At 42.3% G+C, this 19,656-nt stretch carries 28 protein-coding genes; all 28 read right to left on the reverse strand.

Features of this window, described 5'->3' with window-relative positions; translation table 11 throughout:
• Positions 1-37: 37 nt before the first annotated feature.
• Positions 38-1,330, reverse strand: coding sequence for a preprotein translocase subunit SecY (gene secY, locus H514_RS0108170; RefSeq protein WP_027446518.1), 1,293 nt, complete (start codon positions 1,328-1,330; stop codon positions 38-40).
• Positions 1,330-1,770 (reverse strand): 50S ribosomal protein L15, encoded by a 441-nt coding sequence (rplO, locus tag H514_RS0108175; RefSeq protein WP_027446519.1) that lies wholly within the window; start codon positions 1,768-1,770, stop codon positions 1,330-1,332. Before rplO ends, secY begins: the two co-directional genes overlap by 1 nt.
• A gap of 31 nt (positions 1,771-1,801) precedes the next feature.
• Positions 1,802-1,984: a 50S ribosomal protein L30 gene (gene rpmD, locus H514_RS0108180; RefSeq protein WP_027446520.1), complete on the reverse strand. Its 183-nt coding sequence runs from the start codon at positions 1,982-1,984 to the stop codon at positions 1,802-1,804.
• 13 nt (positions 1,985-1,997) lie between these two features.
• Positions 1,998-2,504 (reverse strand): 30S ribosomal protein S5, encoded by a 507-nt coding sequence (gene rpsE, locus H514_RS0108185; RefSeq protein ID WP_027446521.1) that lies wholly within the window; start codon positions 2,502-2,504, stop codon positions 1,998-2,000.
• A gap of 20 nt (positions 2,505-2,524) precedes the next feature.
• A complete protein-coding gene (gene rplR, locus H514_RS0108190; protein WP_027446522.1) occupies positions 2,525-2,887 on the reverse strand; it encodes a 50S ribosomal protein L18 in 363 nt (120 codons plus the stop codon).
• A 35-nt stretch (positions 2,888-2,922) separates the two neighbouring features.
• Entirely contained in the window at positions 2,923-3,459 is a 537-nt protein-coding gene (gene rplF, locus H514_RS0108195) for a 50S ribosomal protein L6 (protein ID WP_027446523.1), read from the reverse strand.
• Positions 3,460-3,488: 29 nt separating this feature from the next.
• Positions 3,489-3,887 carry a 30S ribosomal protein S8 gene (rpsH, locus tag H514_RS0108200; RefSeq protein ID WP_027446524.1) on the reverse strand — a complete coding sequence of 133 codons (399 nt, stop codon included), beginning with the start codon at positions 3,885-3,887 and terminating at the stop codon, positions 3,489-3,491.
• A 29-nt stretch (positions 3,888-3,916) separates the two neighbouring features.
• The gene (locus H514_RS0108205) at positions 3,917-4,102 is read right to left on the reverse strand and encodes a type Z 30S ribosomal protein S14 (protein ID WP_027446525.1); all 186 of its coding nucleotides are present in this window, start codon (positions 4,100-4,102) and stop codon (positions 3,917-3,919) included.
• Positions 4,103-4,132: 30 nt separating this feature from the next.
• Positions 4,133-4,672 carry a 50S ribosomal protein L5 gene (gene rplE, locus H514_RS0108210; RefSeq protein WP_027446526.1) on the reverse strand — a complete coding sequence of 180 codons (540 nt, stop codon included), beginning with the start codon at positions 4,670-4,672 and terminating at the stop codon, positions 4,133-4,135.
• A 26-nt stretch (positions 4,673-4,698) separates the two neighbouring features.
• Positions 4,699-5,010 carry a 50S ribosomal protein L24 gene (gene rplX / locus H514_RS0108215; protein ID WP_027446527.1) on the reverse strand — a complete coding sequence of 104 codons (312 nt, stop codon included), beginning with the start codon at positions 5,008-5,010 and terminating at the stop codon, positions 4,699-4,701.
• 38 nt (positions 5,011-5,048) lie between these two features.
• Entirely contained in the window at positions 5,049-5,417 is a 369-nt protein-coding gene (gene rplN / locus H514_RS0108220; RefSeq protein WP_027446528.1) for a 50S ribosomal protein L14, read from the reverse strand.
• Between the two features lie 42 nt (positions 5,418-5,459).
• Positions 5,460-5,723, reverse strand: coding sequence for a 30S ribosomal protein S17 (rpsQ, locus tag H514_RS0108225; RefSeq protein WP_027446529.1), 264 nt, complete (start codon positions 5,721-5,723; stop codon positions 5,460-5,462).
• 21 nt (positions 5,724-5,744) lie between these two features.
• The gene (gene rpmC, locus H514_RS0108230; protein WP_027446530.1) at positions 5,745-5,948 is read right to left on the reverse strand and encodes a 50S ribosomal protein L29; all 204 of its coding nucleotides are present in this window, start codon (positions 5,946-5,948) and stop codon (positions 5,745-5,747) included.
• On the reverse strand, positions 5,938-6,372 hold the full coding sequence (gene rplP, locus H514_RS0108235) for a 50S ribosomal protein L16 (RefSeq protein ID WP_027446531.1): 435 nt from the start codon (positions 6,370-6,372) through the stop codon (positions 5,938-5,940). The genes rpmC and rplP overlap by 11 nt, the downstream gene beginning before the upstream one ends.
• Before the next feature lie 18 nt (positions 6,373-6,390).
• On the reverse strand, positions 6,391-7,029 hold the full coding sequence (gene rpsC / locus H514_RS0108240) for a 30S ribosomal protein S3 (protein WP_027446532.1): 639 nt from the start codon (positions 7,027-7,029) through the stop codon (positions 6,391-6,393).
• Positions 7,030-7,032: 3 nt separating this feature from the next.
• On the reverse strand, positions 7,033-7,374 hold the full coding sequence (rplV, locus tag H514_RS0108245) for a 50S ribosomal protein L22 (protein WP_027446533.1): 342 nt from the start codon (positions 7,372-7,374) through the stop codon (positions 7,033-7,035).
• A gap of 19 nt (positions 7,375-7,393) precedes the next feature.
• A complete protein-coding gene (rpsS, locus tag H514_RS0108250) occupies positions 7,394-7,672 on the reverse strand; it encodes a 30S ribosomal protein S19 (RefSeq protein WP_027446534.1) in 279 nt (92 codons plus the stop codon).
• Positions 7,673-7,731: 59 nt separating this feature from the next.
• Positions 7,732-8,562, reverse strand: a complete 831-nt coding sequence (rplB, locus tag H514_RS0108255; RefSeq protein ID WP_027446535.1) for a 50S ribosomal protein L2 — start codon at positions 8,560-8,562, stop codon at positions 7,732-7,734.
• Between the two features lie 34 nt (positions 8,563-8,596).
• Positions 8,597-8,887, reverse strand: a complete 291-nt coding sequence (gene rplW, locus H514_RS0108260) for a 50S ribosomal protein L23 (protein ID WP_027446536.1) — start codon at positions 8,885-8,887, stop codon at positions 8,597-8,599.
• Positions 8,887-9,507: a 50S ribosomal protein L4 gene (rplD, locus tag H514_RS0108265; RefSeq protein WP_027446537.1), complete on the reverse strand. Its 621-nt coding sequence runs from the start codon at positions 9,505-9,507 to the stop codon at positions 8,887-8,889. Before rplD ends, rplW begins: the two co-directional genes overlap by 1 nt.
• A 25-nt stretch (positions 9,508-9,532) precedes the next feature.
• Positions 9,533-10,156 (reverse strand): 50S ribosomal protein L3, encoded by a 624-nt coding sequence (gene rplC / locus H514_RS0108270; RefSeq protein ID WP_027446538.1) that lies wholly within the window; start codon positions 10,154-10,156, stop codon positions 9,533-9,535.
• A 27-nt stretch (positions 10,157-10,183) separates the two neighbouring features.
• Complete coding sequence (gene rpsJ, locus H514_RS0108275; protein ID WP_027446539.1) at positions 10,184-10,492, reverse strand: 30S ribosomal protein S10; 309 nt, start codon at positions 10,490-10,492, stop codon at positions 10,184-10,186.
• A gap of 596 nt (positions 10,493-11,088) precedes the next feature.
• A complete protein-coding gene (tuf, locus tag H514_RS0108280; RefSeq protein WP_027446540.1) occupies positions 11,089-12,279 on the reverse strand; it encodes an elongation factor Tu in 1,191 nt (396 codons plus the stop codon).
• Positions 12,280-12,417: 138 nt separating this feature from the next.
• The gene (fusA, locus tag H514_RS0108285; RefSeq protein WP_027446541.1) at positions 12,418-14,496 is read right to left on the reverse strand and encodes an elongation factor G; all 2,079 of its coding nucleotides are present in this window, start codon (positions 14,494-14,496) and stop codon (positions 12,418-12,420) included.
• 42 nt (positions 14,497-14,538) lie between these two features.
• The gene (gene rpsG, locus H514_RS0108290; protein ID WP_027446542.1) at positions 14,539-15,009 is read right to left on the reverse strand and encodes a 30S ribosomal protein S7; all 471 of its coding nucleotides are present in this window, start codon (positions 15,007-15,009) and stop codon (positions 14,539-14,541) included.
• A 65-nt stretch (positions 15,010-15,074) separates the two neighbouring features.
• A complete protein-coding gene (gene rpsL, locus H514_RS0108295; protein ID WP_027446543.1) occupies positions 15,075-15,488 on the reverse strand; it encodes a 30S ribosomal protein S12 in 414 nt (137 codons plus the stop codon).
• Between the two features lie 109 nt (positions 15,489-15,597).
• Positions 15,598-15,849: a 50S ribosomal protein L7ae-like protein gene (locus H514_RS0108300; RefSeq protein ID WP_027446544.1), complete on the reverse strand. Its 252-nt coding sequence runs from the start codon at positions 15,847-15,849 to the stop codon at positions 15,598-15,600.
• Between the two features lie 142 nt (positions 15,850-15,991).
• The gene (gene rpoC / locus H514_RS0108305; protein WP_027446545.1) at positions 15,992-19,612 is read right to left on the reverse strand and encodes a DNA-directed RNA polymerase subunit beta'; all 3,621 of its coding nucleotides are present in this window, start codon (positions 19,610-19,612) and stop codon (positions 15,992-15,994) included.
• Positions 19,613-19,656: the final 44 nt, after the last annotated feature.

The following is a 19,656-nucleotide window of genomic DNA, read 5'->3' on the forward strand; positions in this document are numbered from 1 at the left end:
CTCGCTCTCATTGGTTGGTTGCTATTAAAACAAACCTTTATTTAATGAAGCCTTTATAGTGACGCTTCACTAATTGGCTTTCTAATTGTTTCATCGTTTCTAGTGCAACACCAACTACGATGAGTAGACTCGTTCCTCCGATACGAACACTTTGTGGGATATCAGCTAGAGAGCCTAAAATGATCGGTAAAGCAGCAATAAGTGCTAAGAAGATCGCCCCAACAAATGTTAGTCGGTATAGAACACGAGTTAAATACGTTTCCGTGTTTTGACCTGGACGGATACCAGGAATATATCCACCTTGTTTCTTCAAGTTCTCGGCCATTTGCTCCGGGTTAACTTGAACGAAGGTGTAGAAATACGTGAATGCAATGATTAATGCAACATAGATAATCATACCAGGCCAGTTTTCATAGTTGAAAATGTACTGGACTGTATCAGCGATTTTACTACCTTCAAAGAATCCAGCCACTGTACGTGGTGCAATAATGAAGGAAATCGCGAAGATTACAGGAATAACTCCTGCCGCATTTACTTTAATCGGTAAGTGCGTTGAATGTCCACCAACTGGTGTGCGGTTAACCAATCTCTTAGCATACTGGATTGGAATCTTACGCAACGCCTGTTGGATGAAGATTACACCGACTACGATTAAAACAGTAGCTAATGCAATCAATGCAATAATTACGAGATTTATGAATAATTGTTCGCCAGCCCCATTAATATACTTCTCATAGAGTTGGTTAACTGCTGTTGGAATACCAGCAACAATACCTGCAAAGATCAGGATTGAAATACCGTTACCAACACCATGTGCTGTGATTTGTTCACCTAGCCACATTAAGAATGCTGTTCCACTCGTTAAAACAATTGCAATGACAGCAAATTTCATTGCGCCAGGGTTAGCAATTAGTTGCCCACCAGACATAGCGTTAAACCCGATTGACATTCCAATTGCTTGGATGAATGCAAGAGCAACTGTACCATAGCGGGTGAACTGAGCTAGTTTACGACGTCCTACTTCACCTTGCTTTTTCCACTCTGTAAACTTTGGCACAACATCCATCTGCAATAACTGCATGATGATGGAAGCTGTGATGTAAGGCATGATTCCCATCGCGAAGATCGAGAATTGCTTCAATGCCCCACCACCAAAAGTATTCAAGAAACCGAAAACGTTATTTTCATTCATAAAGTTAATGGCATCTTTATCAGTGAACGGAACAGGGATAAATGTTCCGAGGCGAAAAATGACTAATGTCATAAGAGTGAATAGGATTTTGCTTCGTATATCACTCACGCGCATAAAATTGGAGATTGTCCGGAACATTAAATCACCTCTGTTTGACCGCCCGCTGCTTCAATCGCTTCTTTCGCGGAAGCAGAGAACTTTTGAGCTTTTACAGTTAGTTTCTTCTCAACGTTACCTTTTCCAAGGATCTTAACACCTGATTTAAGTTTGCTAACCACACCTGTTTCAAGTAAAAGCTCAGGAGTGACTTCTGTGCCATCTTCAAAACGATTTAACGCGTCAAGGTTAACGATGGCAAATTCTTTACGATGAATATTTGTGAATCCACGCTTCGGAAGGCGTTGGAATAGAGGCATTTGACCTCCTTCAAATCCTGGACGTACGCCGCCGCCACTACGAGCCTTTTGACCTTTGTGACCACGACCAGACGTTTTTCCATTACCTGAAGACATTCCACGACCTACACGGTTACGTTCTTTACGAGTACCTTCATTAGGCTTCAGTTCATGAAGTTTCATTGGAGCACCTCCTCTTTACGCTATTCGTCTATTAAGCTTCTTTTACCGTTACTAAGTGGGATACTTTTTCAGCCATTCCTCGGATGGCAGGAGTATCGTCATGAACAACGGTTTGGCGAATTTTATTAAGACCTAAAGCCTTCACTGTTGAACGCTGATCTTCTTTTCGGCCAATTACACTGCGCGTGAGGGTAATTTCTAATTTTTTAGACATGTGATTTCCCTCCTTATCCTAACAGTTCTTCTACAGACTTTCCACGAAGCTTCGCTACATCTTCAGCACGCTTCAATTCGCTAAGTCCGTTTAGAGTCGCACGCACCATGTTAATAGGTGTGTTTGAACCTAATGATTTTGATAGGATGTCACCTACACCTGCAAGTTCAAGTACTGCACGTACAGGGCCACCTGCGATAACTCCGGTACCTTCTGCTGCTGGCTTCAATAAGATGTTACCAGCGCCGAAGCGTCCATTGATTTCATGCGGGATAGTAGTACCAACAGTTGGTACACTAATTAGATTTTTCTTCGCGTCTTCAATTGCCTTACGAATTGCTTCTGGTACTTCTTGTGCTTTACCAGTACCAAAACCAACATGACCATTTTTATCTCCAACAACAACCAATGCTGCAAAGCGGAAACGACGTCCACCTTTAACAACCTTAGCTACACGGTTGACAGTAACAACACGTTCTTCAAGATCTAATTTGTTTGGATCTACAACGTTTGTACTCATGTCTGTCCCTCCTTTTGCAATTAAAATTCTAGACCTGCTTCGCGAGCAGCGTCAGCTAATGCTTTAACACGTCCATGATATAGATAACCACCACGATCAAATACGATCGATTTGTAACCATTGTCTTGTGCACGCTTTGCAACAAGTTCGCCTACTTTTGTAGCAGCTTCAACGTTACTAGTGTTGTCTAGATCGAAACCATTTTCCATGGTAGAAGCGCTAGCTACTGTTACACCATTTACATCATCAATAAGTTGAGCGTAAATGTGCTTGTTTGAACGATAAACGTTTAAACGTGGACGTTCCGGAGTACCAGCTACTTTCTTACGTACGCGTGCATGTCTTCTCTTACGTACTGCATTCTTATCAGCTTTTGTGATCATCTAGGTCACTCCTTTCTGTTCCCTACGAGCGGTTATTATTTCGCAGTCTTACCTTCTTTACGACGCACATGTTCACCTTCGTAACGAATACCTTTACCTTTATAAGGTTCAGGTGGGCGAATGGCTCTGATATTAGCAGCAACCGCACCAACTAGCTCTTTATCGATACCTTTAACGGTGATTTTAGCTTGGGATGGTACCTCAATGTCGATACCTTCACGTTTTTCAACCTCAACAGGGTGAGAGTATCCAGCGTTTACGATAACTTTGTCACCTTGCTTTTGAGCGCGGTAACCTACACCTTGAATTTCAAGACTCTTTTCGAATCCTTTGGAAACTCCTTCAACCATGTTTCCGATAAGGCTTCGAGTGGTACCGTGTAATTCACGGTGTGCTTTTTTGTCAGATGGACGTTCTACCGTTAGAACGTTATCTTCGATTTTAACTGTCATATCTGGGTGGATGTTACGAGTTAATTCACCTTTAGGTCCTTTAACTGTTACAGTCTCACCATCGATATTGATTTCAACACCTTCAGGGATTTCTAAAAGTTTTAATCCTACACGAGACATTCTTTTGCACCTCCTGTCTTTCTATTCTATTACCAGACGTAAGCTAGCACTTCGCCGCCGATAGCTTGTTGACGTGCTTCTTTGTCTGTTAGTACACCATGAGAAGTAGAAACAACAGCTACTCCTAATCCGTTCAATACGCGTGGAAGCTCATCAGCTTTCGCATAAACACGTAATCCAGGTTTAGAGATACGCTTCAAACCAGAGATTACACGCTCGTTGTTTGCACCGTACTTAAGGAAAATACGTAGGATACCTTGTTTGTCATCCTCAACGAATTCGTAATCGCGAACAAAACCTTCGCGCTTAAGAATGTCTGCTACTTCTTTTTTAAGCTTAGAAGCAGGTACTTCTAGCTTTTCGTGACGTACCATGTTTGCATTACGAATACGAGTTAGCATATCTGCAATTGGATCTGTCATGACCATTTGTGTTTACCTCCTTCCCTATCCGGGGATTACCAGCTTGCTTTTTTGACACCAGGAATTTGACCTTTATATGCAAGTTCACGGAAACAAATGCGGCAAAGCTTGAATTTACGTAGTACTGAGTGTGGACGTCCGCAACGTTCGCAACGAGTGTACTCCTGTACTTTGAACTTTGCTGGCTTTTGTTGTTTCACGATCATTGATTTTTTAGCCACTATTTTCCCTCCTTTTAAAGCTCGATTGGCTTATTTTTGGAAAGGCATACCGAATTGTGTTAATAATTCGCGTGCTTCTTCATCGTTGTTAGCTGTAGTTACTACCACGATATCCATACCGCGAATCTTACTTACTTTATCGTAGTCGATTTCTGGGAAAATCAACTGTTCTTTAACTCCAAGTGTGTAGTTTCCACGGCCATCAAAGGCTTTGTTGGAAATACCACGGAAGTCACGAACACGTGGCAAGGAAACCGCAATAAGCTTCTGAAGGAATTCATACATGCGCTCACCACGAAGGGTTACTTTCGCACCGATTGGCATTCCTTCACGTAAACGGAAACCTGCAATTGATTTTCTTGCTTTTGTGATTAATGGTTTCTGACCAGAAATTAACTCAAGCTCTTCTACAGCATTATCTAACGCTTTAGCGTTTTGCACCGCGTCACCAACACCCATGTTGATGATGATTTTTTCAACTTTCGGTACTTCCATAACTGAATCATATTCAAATTTGTTCATCAAAGATGGAACAACTTCTTCTTGATATTGTTTCTTAAGTTCGTTCATCAAGTAGCCCTCCTTTCGTCGCTAATTTATTTATCTATTGCTTCACCGGATTTTTTAGCGATACGAACTTTCTTACCGTCACGTACCTCATAACCGACACGTGTTGGTTCCCCTGACTTAGGGTCAATTGGCATTACATTTGATACATGGATAGGTGCTTCCTGGCTTAGGATACCGCCTTGAGGGTTGTCTTGTGATGGCTTCGCATGTTTTTTAACAACATTCACGCCTTCAACAAGGACACGCTCATTTTTAGGATAAGCTTCAAGAATCGAACCTTGCTTGCCTTTATCCTTACCAGTGATCACCATAACTTTGTCACCTTTTTTTACATGCATGCTTGTGGCACCTCCTTACAAGGCAATAATTCGTGCATTTATAATACTTCTGGAGCTAGTGATACGATCTTCATGAATTTGTGCTCACGAAGCTCACGAGCTACAGGTCCGAAAATACGAGTACCACGTGGGCCTTTATCGTCACGGATGACTACTGCTGCGTTTTCGTCGAAACGGATATATGAACCGTCTTTACGGCGAGCTCCTGTTTTAGAACGTACGATTACAGCGCGTACAATTTCACCCTTTTTGACAACGCCTCCTGGTGTTGCTTGTTTCACTGAGCAAACAATAACATCACCGATGTTGGCTGTTTTACGACCAGATCCACCGAGTACTTTAATGGTCTGCAATTCACGTGCACCGGAGTTGTCAGCAACTTTTAAAGAACTTTCCTGTTGAATCATACCGTCGTTACCTCCCTTCGGTTTCATCCCGAGCGAACTTTATTATATAATTACTGATTCTTCAACGATTTCTACTAGACGGAAACGTTTGTTAGCGGATAGCGGACGAGTTTCCATGATCTTAACTACATCGCCCATTTTAGCTGAATTGTTTTCGTCATGAGTCTTAAACTTCTTGGAGTACTTAACACGTTTACCATATAACTGGTGGAACTTGTAAGTCTCAACAAGTACAGTAATGGTTTTATCCATTTTGTCAGAAACAACACGGCCAGTATAAACCTTACGATTGTTGCGTTCACTCATTGAGGCTAACCTCCTCTCGATTTATCGATTATTAACGCCTAGCTCTCTTTCACGAACAACAGTTTTCATGCGTGCGATCGCTTTGCGTACTTGACGGATGCGCGCAGTGTTTTCAAGTTGCCCTGTAGCAAGTTGAAAGCGTAGGTTGAAAAGCTCTTCTTTAAGAGACTTCACTTTTTGTTCAATTTCGGCAGTGGTTAGTTCTCTGATTTCATTAGCCTTCATTGATCTCACCACCAATTTCTTCACGTTTTACGAACTTCGTTTTAATAGGAAGCTTGTGAGATGCAAGACGAAGTGCTTCACGAGCAACCTCTTCACTTACTCCGGCAACTTCAAACATGATCTTGCCAGGCTTCACAATAGCTACCCAACCTTCAGGAGCACCTTTACCTGAACCCATACGTACTTCTAGGGGTTTTGCAGTATAAGGTTTGTCTGGGAAGATTTTAATCCATACTTTACCGCCACGTTTCATGTAACGAGTCATCGCAATACGAGCTGCCTCGATTTGACGGCTTGTGATACGTGCTGGTTCTACAGCTTGTAGTCCAAATTCGCCGAATGCTACGGAAGTACCGCCTTTAGCACGGCCACCTAGACTATCACGGTGTTGCTTACGATATTTAACACGTTTTGGCATTAACATAATGCATATCCCCCTTCCTTAGTTCTTTTTAGATGGAAGGACTTCTCCACGATAGATCCACACTTTGACACCTAACTTACCGTAAGTTGTGTCAGCTTCTGCAGTACCATAGTCGATGTCTGCACGTAGTGTGTGAAGTGGTACAGTTCCTTCGTTGTAATATTCAGCGCGAGCGATATCTGCTCCGCCAAGACGACCAGAAACCTGTGTTTTGATTCCTTTCGCGCCAGCGCGCATTGCACGTTGGATTGATTGTTTTTGAGCACGACGGAATGATACACGATTTTCAAGTTGTTTTGCAATGTTATCTGCAACTAGAGTTGCGTCAAGGTCAGCTTTCTTCACTTCAACGATGTTGATGTGAACTCGCTTACCAGTTAGTTCATTCAAGCTCTTACGAAGTGCTTCAACTTCGGAACCACCTTTACCGATTACCATACCTGGCTTCGCAGTGTGGATAGTAATGTTAACGCGGTTCGCAGCACGTTCGATTTCAATGCTAGAAACAGCAGCGTCGTGTAGACGTTGTTCTACATATTCACGAATTTTAATATCTTCATGTAGCAAATCTGCATAGTCTTTGCCAGCGTACCATTTTGACTCCCAGTCACGGATAACGCCAATACGCAGACCTACTGGATTAACTTTTTGACCCACTGATTATCCCTCCTTCTTTTCTGATACAACAACTGTGATATGGCTGGTACGTTTGTTAATTTGACTTGCGCGTCCCATCGCACGTGGGCGGAAACGTTTAAGTGTAGTACCTTCGTTAACAAACGCCTCAGAAATCACTAAATTATCCGGGTCCATTTCATAGTTATGCTCAGCGTTTGCAATAGCAGAGTTTAGGACTTTCTCAACTTCTGGAGAAGCTCCGCGTTGAGTGTGACGTAGGATCGCAATCGCTTCACCTGCGTTCTTTCCTCGAATCAAATCTATTACCAAACGAACTTTACGAGGAGCAATACGAACGGATTTCGCAACGGCTTTTGCTTGCATCATGTGTGCCTCCTCTCATTTAGCGTTTTGTTTTCTTATCATCGCCACTGTGGCCTTTAAACGTACGAGTTGGTGCGAATTCACCAAGCTTGTGTCCTACCATGTCTTCTGTGACAAAAACAGGTACGTGTTTACGTCCATCGTAAACCGCGATTGTGTGTCCGACAAAGTTAGGGAAAATCGTTGAACGGCGAGACCAAGTTTTAATAACCTGATGCTTACCTTCTTCGTTTAAACCTTCAACTTTCTTCATAAGATGGTCATCTACGAAAGGTCCCTTTTTTAGGCTGCGACCCATACATAAACCTCCTTTCGTGATTGACGCTCGGGCAACTCATGCCCGACGTCTAACCCCGTTTATTTTTTACGACGACGAACGATATATTTATCGGATGCTTTGTTACGCTTACGAGTTTTCTTACCAAGTGTCGGTTTACCCCATGGAGACATAGGAGATGGAAGTCCGATTGGAGCGCGACCTTCACCACCACCGTGTGGGTGATCAACAGGGTTCATAACAGAACCACGTACTGTTGGGCGAATGCCTTTCCAACGGGAACGTCCAGCTTTACCAACTGTGATAAGCTCATGCTCTAGGTTACCAACTTGACCTACTGTAGCGCGGCAAGTTCCTAGGATCAAGCGTACTTCACCAGATTTCAAGCGAACTAGAGTGTATTTACCTTCACGGCCCAAGATTTGAGCAGAAGCACCAGCGGAGCGTACAAGTTGTCCTCCACGTCCTGGCTTAAGTTCAATGTTGTGTACAATAGTACCAACTGGAATGTCTTTAAGTGGAAGAGCGTTACCTACTTTGATATCTGCCTCTTCACCAGAAATGATTTCAGCACCTACTGTAAGAGTTTTCGGAGCTAGGATATAGCGCTTTTCACCGTCAGCATAGTTAACAAGCGCAATGTTAGCGGAACGGTTTGGATCGTACTCGATTGTAGCAACGCGGCCTGGTATTCCATCTTTATCACGTTTGAAATCAATCATACGGTAGTGACGCTTATGACCTCCGCCCTGATGACGAACTGTTAAACGACCTTTATTGTTACGTCCACCTTTTCCGTGAAGGGGCGCTAATAAAGACTTTTCAGGTTGATCCGTAGTGATTTCAGCGAAATCTGAACCGGACATAAATCTACGACCGTTAGTGGTTGGTCTGTATTTTTTAATCGCCATCTTTGTTTCCCTCCTTTTTAATTAGGTTTATTTTTTATGCACCTTCGAAGAATTCAAGTTCTTTGCTGTCTGGAGTTAACTGAACGATCGCTTTTTTACGATCCGCACGGTAACCTCCATAACGGCCCATACGCTTGAATTTACCTTTAAGGTTGATCGTGTTTACTTTTTGAACATTTACATCAAAGATCGTTTCAATTGCTTCTTTGATTTCAGTTTTGTTAGCTTTGTTGCTAACTTCAAAAGTGTACTTTTTCTCAGCCATTAAATCAGCAGAACGCTCTGTGATAACGGGGCGCTTAATAATATCACGTGGGTCTTTCATTATGCAAGCACCTCCCCTGCTTTGTCAGCTGCTTCTTTTGTAAAGATCAGCTTGTCATGCGTTAATACATCAAGTACGTTTACTTGTGCTACAGTTACAACTTTTACGCCAGGAATGTTGTTTGCTGAGCGTTCAGCATTTTCATTCACGTCTGCTGTAACAATTACCGCTTTTTCAGCTTCTACACCTTTAAGAAGGCTTGCAACCTCTTTCGTTTTTGGAGCATCAATAGATAAATCTTCAAGAACGATTAGGTTGTTTTCTACTGCTTTTTGGGAAAGAGCAGATTTAAGAGCTAAACGGCGAACTTTCTTTGGAAGCTTATAGCTATAACTACGTGGAGTAGGACCGAATACTGTTCCACCGCCTACCCATTGTGGGGAACGAATAGAACCTTGACGTGCACGGCCTGTTCCTTTTTGACGCCATGGTTTGCGTCCTCCACCGCTCACTTCTGAACGATTTTTAACTTCATGAGTACCTTGGCGAAGTGTTGCGCGTTGCATCACTACTGCCTCATGCATTACATGTTGATTTGGTTCAATACCAAAAACAGATTCATTCAGCTCAACATCGCCTACTTGAGAACCGCTTTGGTTGTATAAAGATACTTTAGGCATGACTTATCCTCCTTTCGTTTGGTGATTAGTTACCTTTGATTGCAGAAGTGACTTCTACATAAGACTTCTTCGCACCAGGAACGTTTCCTTTGATAAGAAGAAGGTTACGCTCTTCGTCAACTTTTACAATCTCTAGGTTTTGGATTGTTACGGTATTACCACCCATTTGACCAGGTAGCTTCATACCTTTGAATACGTGCATTGAGTTGATGTCACCTAATGTACCTGGGCGACGGTGGTAGCGGGAACCGTGTGTTTTTGGTCCAGTGTTATGACCGTGACGCTTAACAGCACCTTGGAAACCTTTACCTTTAGAAGTCCCAGTTACATCAACTACATCACCTTGTTGAAATACATTCACGCCAACTTCTTGACCAACTTCGTAGTCTTCAACGTTAGCGTTACGGATTTCACGAATGAAGCGCTTAGGGTTAGTCTGTGCTTTTTCAGCATGACCTTTTTGTGGCTTGTTTGCATGTTTTTCATCAGCAAAACCAAGCTGGATCGCTTCGTAACCATCGTTGTTATCTTCTTTTTTCTGAAGAACTACGTTCGGTTCAGCTTGAACAACAGTTACTGGAGTTAGCTCTCCATTCTCGTCAAATAGCTGAGTCATACCGATTTTACGACCTAAGATTCCTTTCGTCATCCGTTACACCTCCTATTTTGTTCTGATTTATAGTTTAATTTCGATATCCACACCAGATGGTAGATCTAAACGCATTAGTGAATCAACCGTTTGTGGTGTTGGATTAACAATGTCGATTAGACGTTTGTGCGTACGCATTTCAAATTGCTCACGAGCATCTTTGAATTTGTGTGTCGCACGAAGAACTGTGTAAATGGATCGCTCAGTCGGAAGCGGGATTGGACCAGAAACATTAGCTCCTGAACGCTTCGCTGTGTCAACGATCTTCTCAGCGGATTGATCTAGAATACGGTGATCATACGCCTTTAAACGGATACGGATCTTCTCTTTTGCCATTATTTTCCCTCCTTTATCGCCCATTTTATAATAGACTTTCTCCGCGAAAATTTATCCTGACAACCTTGCCATGGCAAAGGGGCCGGGTGTGTCAGCAACCTTTCGCTTCATCGCCTTTTATGACCAACATTACTCATTATAAAGGTTCATGCGGCCTAATGCAACAGCAAATTCGATATTTTCCGTATGAATTCGCACTTTTCATATTATACAAAGGTATAGCCATATTTTCAAGGTTTTATTAAATTTCAAGACAATTTTCACAGATTCATATTAGAGGAAGATGATTATGGTATGAAATTTACATGTGGGTTAATTATTTATGTAGAAATGCGGATAAATAAATTGAATGAATAAATGAAGAATTATTATAGTGGCTATCTATAACACATTCAAAATTATAACAAGATACAATATAGTTGTGTAGAGGTATTTTTTGATTTTCAATCCAGTTATTGAGTTTCTTCTATATATATAGTCACTTCAAATCAATGAAAGTTAGATAAGTACGTACATTTAATTGTAAAAACGGTAAGAAAGTTAAAAAAAGCAGCAGACACAAAGTGTCTGCTGCTTTTATAAATCAATTTGAGTTATTACTCAATGATCTCAGAAACAACGCCAGCGCCTACAGTACGTCCACCTTCGCGGATAGAGAACTTCGTACCGTCTTCGATAGCTACTTTAGAGATAAGCTCAACTGTCATCTCTACGTTATCGCCAGGCATAACCATTTCTACACCTTCAGGAAGCTGGATAACGCCAGTTACGTCCGTAGTACGGAAGTAGAACTGTGGGCGGTAGTTGTTGAAGAATGGAGTATGACGTCCACCTTCTTCTTTAGAAAGTACATAAACCTCAGCTTTGTACTTACGGTGTGGATTGATAGTACCAGGCTTAGCTAGTACTTGTCCACGGTTGATGTCGTCACGGTTAACACCACGAAGTAGCGCACCAATGTTGTCACCAGCTTCTGCATAGTCAAGAAGCTTACGGAACATTTCTACACCTGTAACAGTAGTCTTGAATGCTTCTTCAGCCATACCGATGATTTCGATCTCGTCACCGACTTTAACTGATCCACGCTCAACACGACCTGTTGCAACTGTACCACGACCAGTGATTGAGAATACGTCCTCAACTGGCATCATGAATGGCTTATCGTGGTCACGCTCAGGTGTTGGGATGTAGTTATCAACTTCATCCATTAGTTCATAAATTTTGTTTACATACTCTTCTTCACCTTCAAGAGCTTTAAGAGCAGAACCTGCAACAACTGGTACATCGTCGCCAGGGAATTCATATTCAGATAGAAGATCGCGAACTTCCATTTCTACAAGCTCAAGAAGCTCTTCGTCGTCTACCATATCAACTTTGTTTAGGAATACTACAATCGCAGGTACACCAACCTGACGAGAAAGTAGGATGTGCTCACGAGTCTGAGGCATTGGGCCATCAGCTGCGGATACTACTAGGATCGCACCGTCCATTTGTGCTGCACCTGTGATCATGTTTTTAACATAGTCAGCGTGACCTGGGCAGTCAACGTGTGCATAGTGACGGTTTTCTGTTTCGTACTCAACGTGTGCTGTTGAGATTGTGATTCCACGCTCGCGCTCTTCTGGAGCGTTATCGATAGTATCGTAAGCGCGTGCTTCACCAGAACCTGAACGTGCGTGCAGGCTTGTAGTAATTGCTGCTGTTAATGTAGTTTTACCATGGTCAACGTGTCCGATAGTCCCAATGTTAACGTGGGACTTGGAGCGGTCGAATTTTTCCTTAGACATGAAAACTTCCTCCTTTAAATATAAGAAAATGTATTTTTAATAATTTATTTGTGTCATAGAAGCACACGAGGTGTCAAGCACCTCATATGCATCTACGGCTACAATACAAGTTATACTTGAAGATGGTGAAAAAATCAATTATTCACCAGCATTTTTCTTAACAATTTCATCAGAAATGCTCTTCGGTACTTCATCATAGTGTGAGAAGTGCATAGTGTACGTTCCGCGACCTTGTGTGTTAGAACGTAGGCTTGTTGCATAACCAAACATTTCAGATAGAGGTACGAATGCTTTTACAAGCTGAGCAGAACCACGAGTATCCATACCGTCTACACGTCCACGACGTGCTGTTACGTCACCCATGATGTCTCCCATGTACTCTTCTGGAATAACAATTTCAACCTTCATCATTGGTTCAAGTAGAACAGGTTTACACTTGTTTTTCGCGTCTTTAAGTGCCATAGAAGCTGCTACTTTATAAGCCATTTCACTGGAGTCTACATCGTGGTAAGAACCATCGAATAGTGTTGCTTTAATATCAATTAATGGATAGCCAGCAACTACTCCGTTTTCCATAGCTTCTTCGATACCTTGTTGTACTGAGTTGATGTATTCACGTGGAATTACACCACCAACTACTTTGTCTACGAATTCGAAGCCAGCGCCTTCGTCGTTTGGTTCGAACTCAACCCAAACGTGACCGTATTGTCCACGACCACCAGACTGACGTACGAACTTACCTTCAACCTGTGCAGAACCACGGAAAGTTTCACGGTAAGCAACTTGCGGGCTACCGATATTCGCTTCAACTTTGAACTCACGCTTCAGACGGTCAACGATAACGTCTAGGTGAAGTTCACCCATACCTGAGATAATCGTTTGGCCAGTCTCTACGTTTGTTTCAGTTTTGAATGTTGGATCCTCTTCAGCAAGTTTCGCTAGAGCTACAGCCATTTTATCTTGGTCTGCTTTTGATTTTGGTTCAATCGCAACAGAGATAACTGGCTCAGGGAATTCCATAGACTCAAGGATTACAAGACTCTTCTCATCACATAGCGTATCACCTGTTGCTGTATCTTTAAGACCAACACCAGCTGCGATATCACCTGCATATACGTGAGAGATCTCTTCACGAGAGTTTGCGTGCATCTGTAGGATACGACCTACACGTTCACGCTTGTCTTTTGTAGAGTTTTTAACGTATGAACCGGAGCTAAGGAGACCGGAATACACACGGAAGAATGTCAACTTACCTACATATGGATCTGTCATTACCTTGAAGGCAAGAGCAGAGAAAGGCTCGTTGTCGTCCGCTTTACGAACTACTTCTTCTTCAGTACGTGGTACGTGACCTTCAATTGGAGGTACATCTAACGGTGATGGTAGGTAATCAATTACCGCATCAATTAGAAGTTGAACACCTTTGTTTTTGAATGCAGAACCACATAATACAGGGTAGAAATCTACGTTTAGAGTTGCTGTACGGATAGCCGCCATTAACTCTTCATTTGTAAATTCTTCTCCCTCAAGGTAACGCATCATAAGCTCTTCATCTGATTCAGCAACAGCTTCGATAAGCTTCAAGCGATACTCTTCAGCTTGTTCCTTATACTCATCAGGGATTTCACGAGCTTCTGCACGTGTACCAAGGTCATCCATGTAATAGAATGCTTGCATTCCAATTAGATCGATGATTCCTTCAAACTCATCTTCAGCACCGATAGGAAGCTGAATTGGGTGAGCATTAGCACCTAAACGATCGTTTAGAGTTGAAGTTGAGTATAGGAAGTCAGCGCCTACTTTGTCCATCTTGTTAATGAAAACAATACGTGGAACACCGTAAGTTGTCGCCTGACGCCATACTGTTTCTGTCTGAGGTTCTACACCAGACTGTGCGTCTAGTACAGCCACTGAACCATCAAGTACACGAAGGGAACGTTCAACCTCTACTGTGAAGTCTACGTGTCCTGGTGTATCAATGATGTTGATACGGTGGTCTTTCCATTGAGCCGTAGTCGCAGCGGAAGTGATTGTAATTCCACGTTCCTGCTCCTGGCTCATCCAGTCCATTTGGGAAGCACCTTCGTGCGTTTCACCAATTTTGTGAATGCGTCCTGTATAGAAAAGAATACGCTCTGTAGCTGTTGTTTTACCGGCATCGATGTGAGCCATGATGCCGATATTACGTGTCTTTTCCAAGGAGAACTCTCTAGGCATGAATCTTTCTCCTTCCTATTGCTTGGTTTATTTTGTTTGTGATTACCAACGGTAGTGAGCGAATGCTTTGTTCGCTTCAGCCATCTTGTGAACATCTTCGCGCTTCTTAACAGCTGCGCCAGTGTTGTTCGCTGCATCAAGAATTTCATTAGCTAAACGCTCTTCCATTGTCTTCTCACCGCGAAGACGGGAATAGTTTACTAACCAACGAAGTCCTAGTGCTTGACGGCGTTCCGGACGTACTTCTACTGGTACTTGATAGTTAGATCCACCTACACGACGTGCTCTAACCTCTAGTACTGGCATTACGTTTTTAAGTGCTTGTTCGAAAGTTTCCATAGCATCGTTACCGCTACGCTCCTGAACAAGTTCAAACGCACTATATAGAATTTTCTGAGCTTTACCGCGCTTACCATCAATCATGATTTGGTTGATTAAGCGTGTAACAAGCTTAGAGTTGTACATTGGGTCCGGCAATACATCACGCTTTGGTACTGGTCCTTTACGTGGCATATGGTCTCCCCCTTTCAGTTTATATTTCATTTATTAATACTTAGTTAAATGCAAGTTAACTTACATTATTTTTTAGGTTTCTTCGTACCGTATTTAGAACGACCTTGCATACGGCCTTCAACTCCTGCAGTATCAAGCGCACCACGAACAATGTGATAACGCACACCTGGTAAGTCTTTTACACGACCTCCACGGATAAGAACAACACTGTGCTCTTGTAGGTTGTGGCCGATACCAGGAATATACGCAGTAACCTCAATACTGTTTGTAAGACGTACACGAGCGTATTTACGAAGTGCGGAGTTTGGTTTTTTCGGTGTTAGCGTACCAACACGTGTACAAACACCACGCTTTTGTGGAGAAGAAAGATCAGTGAATTGCTTTTTGAAGCTATTGTAACCTTTATTCAATGCTGGTGAGTCAGACTTAGACGTCTTAGAAACGCGTCCTTTACGTACTAATTGGTTAATAGTAGGCATTCTATTATCCTCCCTTCAAAATTGCTTTAGTAAAACCACACATCCAGGTGGTTCATAAATAGGCAAAAAACAAAGCTTTCGCGAATGCTTACTGCATAACGCCAAAACTTTATTGCTTTATCGCCACTACAGCTGCTCCCACATCAATACCACATGCTCTTCCAAGTTTCTCTTTAGAATCTACTTGCGATACAGGAGTTGCTAACTCGTGAGCGAGTCGCAGCACTTTAACAGTTACTTGCTGATCAGCATCATCAGCAATGATAACTTCATTGACTTTGCCATGTTTCATTGCTTTCATGGCTTGCTTAGTTCCGATTACAATATTCGGCTTAGCCTGTGCTACTTTATCATAAGACATTTAATATATCCTCCAAAGTAACAAGGATAAATGGAAGCACCTTGAATATATTATCACTCACTCGATTGTATGTCAACGTTGTGATGTGATTTTTTATCAAGATACTTCCCAGCTTATCACTTGCTTCCTTATCATTACACAATTATGACTGTGTGATTTCTTCTGGTTGTTCTGGTGCAGATTTCATATCTTCAGTTAATTCATCAGAAGCAGGCTCGATACTACGGTATCTCGGCATTCCTGTACCAGCCGGAACAAGCTTACCAATAATAACGTTCTCTTTCAAGCCTAGAAGCTCATCGCGTTTACCTTTAATCGCAGCATCTGTTAGGACACGAGTAGTCTCCTGGAAGGACGCTGCTGATAAGAATGAATCTGTTTCAAGAGATGCTTTTGTGATACCTAATAGTACAGGACGACCAACTGCTGGTTGCTCTCCTTCTATTAATGCTTTTTGGTTCGCTTCTTTAAATTGGTGAATTTCAAGTAAGGAACCAGGTAGCACATCAGTTTCACCTGCATCGTGCACTCGGATTTTACGTAGCATCTGGCGAACCATAACCTCTACGTGCTTATCTCCGATTTCAACACCCTGCATACGATATACCTTCTGCACTTCTTTTAGAAGGTAAGCTTCTACACCTTCCATACCTTGGATCTTAAGGAGATCTTTCGGATCAATGGAACCTTCTGTTAGAGCATCTCCTGCAATGACAGAGTCGCCGATTGATACTTTCATACGAGCTCCATAAGGTGCAGTGTAGCTACGTTTCTCTACTTCGCCTTGAACAGTAATTTCAAGCTTATCCTTTACTTCAGCAACATCTTCTACAGTACCATAGATTTCAGTGATTACAGCTTGACCTTTCGGGTTACGAGCTTCAAACAACTCTTGGATACGCGGAAGACCTTGTGTAATGTCATCTCCTGCTACACCACCTGTGTGGAATGTACGCATCGTAAGCTGTGTACCTGGCTCACCGATTGATTGTGCTGCAATAATTCCTACTGCTTCTCCTACTTCTACTTCAGAACCAGTTGCTAAGTTACGGCCATAACACTTCTTACATACACCATGACGTGTAGAACATGTGAATACAGAACGGATAACAACTTTCTCAACACCTGCATCAACAATTTGTTTTGCTTTGTCTTCAGTTATTAACTCGTTAGGTTTCGCCATTACTTCCCCTGACTCTGGGTGACGTACTGTCTTAAATGCAATACGTCCAATTAGACGGTCGATTAATGGCTCAATCATTTCAGTACCTTCAGTTAGAGACTCTACTTCTAAGCCACGGTCTGTTCCACAATCATCTTCACGGACAATGACGTCTTGGGCAACGTCAACAAGACGACGTGTTAGATAACCTGAGTCAGCTGTTTTTAGAGCTGTATCGGCTAGACCTTTACGAGCACCGTGTGTAGAAATAAAGTACTCAAGTACTGTTAGACCTTCACGGAAGCTGGACTTGATCGGTAGTTCAATGATCTTACCGGATGGGTTTGCCATCAGACCACGCATACCTGCTAGCTGTGTGAAGTTAGATGCGTTACCACGGGCACCAGAATCACTCATCATGTAGATTGGGTTGGTAGGGTCTAAGGATTTCATCAAGCGCTCTTGAATGTCATCTTTAGCCGCAGACCAAATCGCAATTACACGGTCATAGCGTTCGTCATCCGTGATTAAACCACGACGGAACTGCTTCATAACCTTGTCGACTTTTTCTTGCGCTTCATCAAGAATCTCTTGTTTTTCAGGTAATACAACAATGTCAGATACACCTACGGTAATACCAGCTTTTGTAGAATAAGCAAAGCCGAGATCCTTCATGCGGTCAAGCATCTTGGATGTTTCACTGATCTTAAAGCGTTTGAACACTTCTGCGATGATATCTCCTAAGATACCTTTCTTGAATGGTGCTACAATATCACGCTTTTTAATCTCTTCTTTAACATCTGTTCCTCTTGGAATGAAGTACATTTCAGGAGTAAGTTTTTCTAAGTTATCCTGTGTCGGTTCATTGATATAAGGGAACGACTCTGGAAGTATTTCATTGAAAATCAACTTACCTACAGTTGTAAGAAGAAGTTGTTCATTTTGTTCTTGAGTAAATGTCTGATTCTGTAACGAACCAGCATATACAGCTACACGAGTGTGTAGGTGAACATACCCGTTCTGATAAGCAATTAAAGCTTCTTCAGTATCTTTAAAGACTTTACCTTCACCAATTGCATCTTCACGTTCAAGAGTCAGGTAATAGTTACCTAATACCATGTCCTGTGAAGGTGTAACAACTGGCTTACCGTCTTTTGGATTCAGGATGTTCTGAGCAGCAAGCATTAGAATTCGTGCTTCCGCTTGTGCTTCAGCTGATAATGGAACGTGAACAGCCATTTGGTCACCGTCAAAGTCCGCGTTATATGCTGTACATACAAGTGGGTGAAGACGAATTGCGCGCCCTTCAACCAACACTGGCTCAAACGCCTGGATTCCTAAACGGTGCAAGGTAGGCGCACGGTTTAATAGTACTGGGTGTTCTTTAATAACATCTTCTAGAACGTCCCATACTTCTGGGTGAATGCGCTCGATCTTACGTTTAGCTGATTTAATATTATGAGCAAGACCTCGGTCTACAAGTTCTCTCATTACAAATGGTTTAAATAATTCTAAAGCCATTTCTTTTGGTAAACCTGCTTGATACATCTTCAAGCTTGGTCCAACTACGATTACAGAACGACCTGAGTAGTCAACACGTTTACCAAGAAGGTTCTGACGGAAACGTCCTTGTTTACCTTTCAGCATATGAGAAAGAGACTTCAACGGACGATTACCCGGTCCTGTTACAGGACGACCACGACGGCCATTATCAATAAGTGCGTCAACTGCTTCTTGAAGCATACGTTTTTCGTTTTGAACGATAATCGTAGGAGCTCCAAGGTCTAACAAACGTTTTAAACGGTTGTTACGGTTAATCACACGACGATATAAATCATTTAAGTCAGAAGTCGCAAAACGTCCACCATCCAACTGAACCATTGGACGTAATTCAGGTGGGATTACAGGAAGTACATCAAGGATCATCCAAGATGGGTCATTTCCTGAACCACGGAACGACTCTAATACTTCTAAGCGCTTAATAGCACGTGTACGACGTTGACCTTGTGCTGTTTTAAGCTCTTCTTTTAACGTATCTACTTCCCCTTCAAGATCAATGTCTTGAAGAAGTTTACGGATTGCTTCAGCACCCATTGCAGCATGGAAAGTGTTTCCGTACTTTTCGCGGTACGTACGGTATTCTTTCTCAGAGAGAAGTTGCTTCTTCTCAAGTGCTGTATCACCTGTATCTGTTACCACGTAAGCAGCGAAGTAAATAACTTCTTCTAGAGCACGTGGAGACATATCTAGGACAAGACCCATACGACTTGGGATCCCTTTGAAGTACCAAATGTGAGAGACAGGGGCAGCTAATTCTAAGTGCCCCATACGCTCACGGCGAACTTTCGCCTTTGTTACTTCTACGCCACAGCGGTCACAAACAATTCCTTTATAACGAACTCGTTTGTATTTCCCACAATGACATTCCCAATCCTTTGTAGGTCCAAAGATACGTTCGCAGAACAATCCATCTTTTTCAGGCTTTAACGTACGATAATTAATCGTTTCTGGTTTTTTAACCTCACCATAAGACCATGAGCGGATCTTATCTGGAGAAGCTAAACCTATCTTCATATATTCAAAATTATTAACATCTAGCAAGGGGCCTACCTCCCTTATAGTATCCAGGTTCTACCTTAAACAAT

It is taken from the genome of Pontibacillus marinus BH030004 = DSM 16465 (assembly GCF_000425225.1).
GTDB lineage: Bacteria > Bacillota > Bacilli > Bacillales > BH030062 > Pontibacillus > Pontibacillus marinus.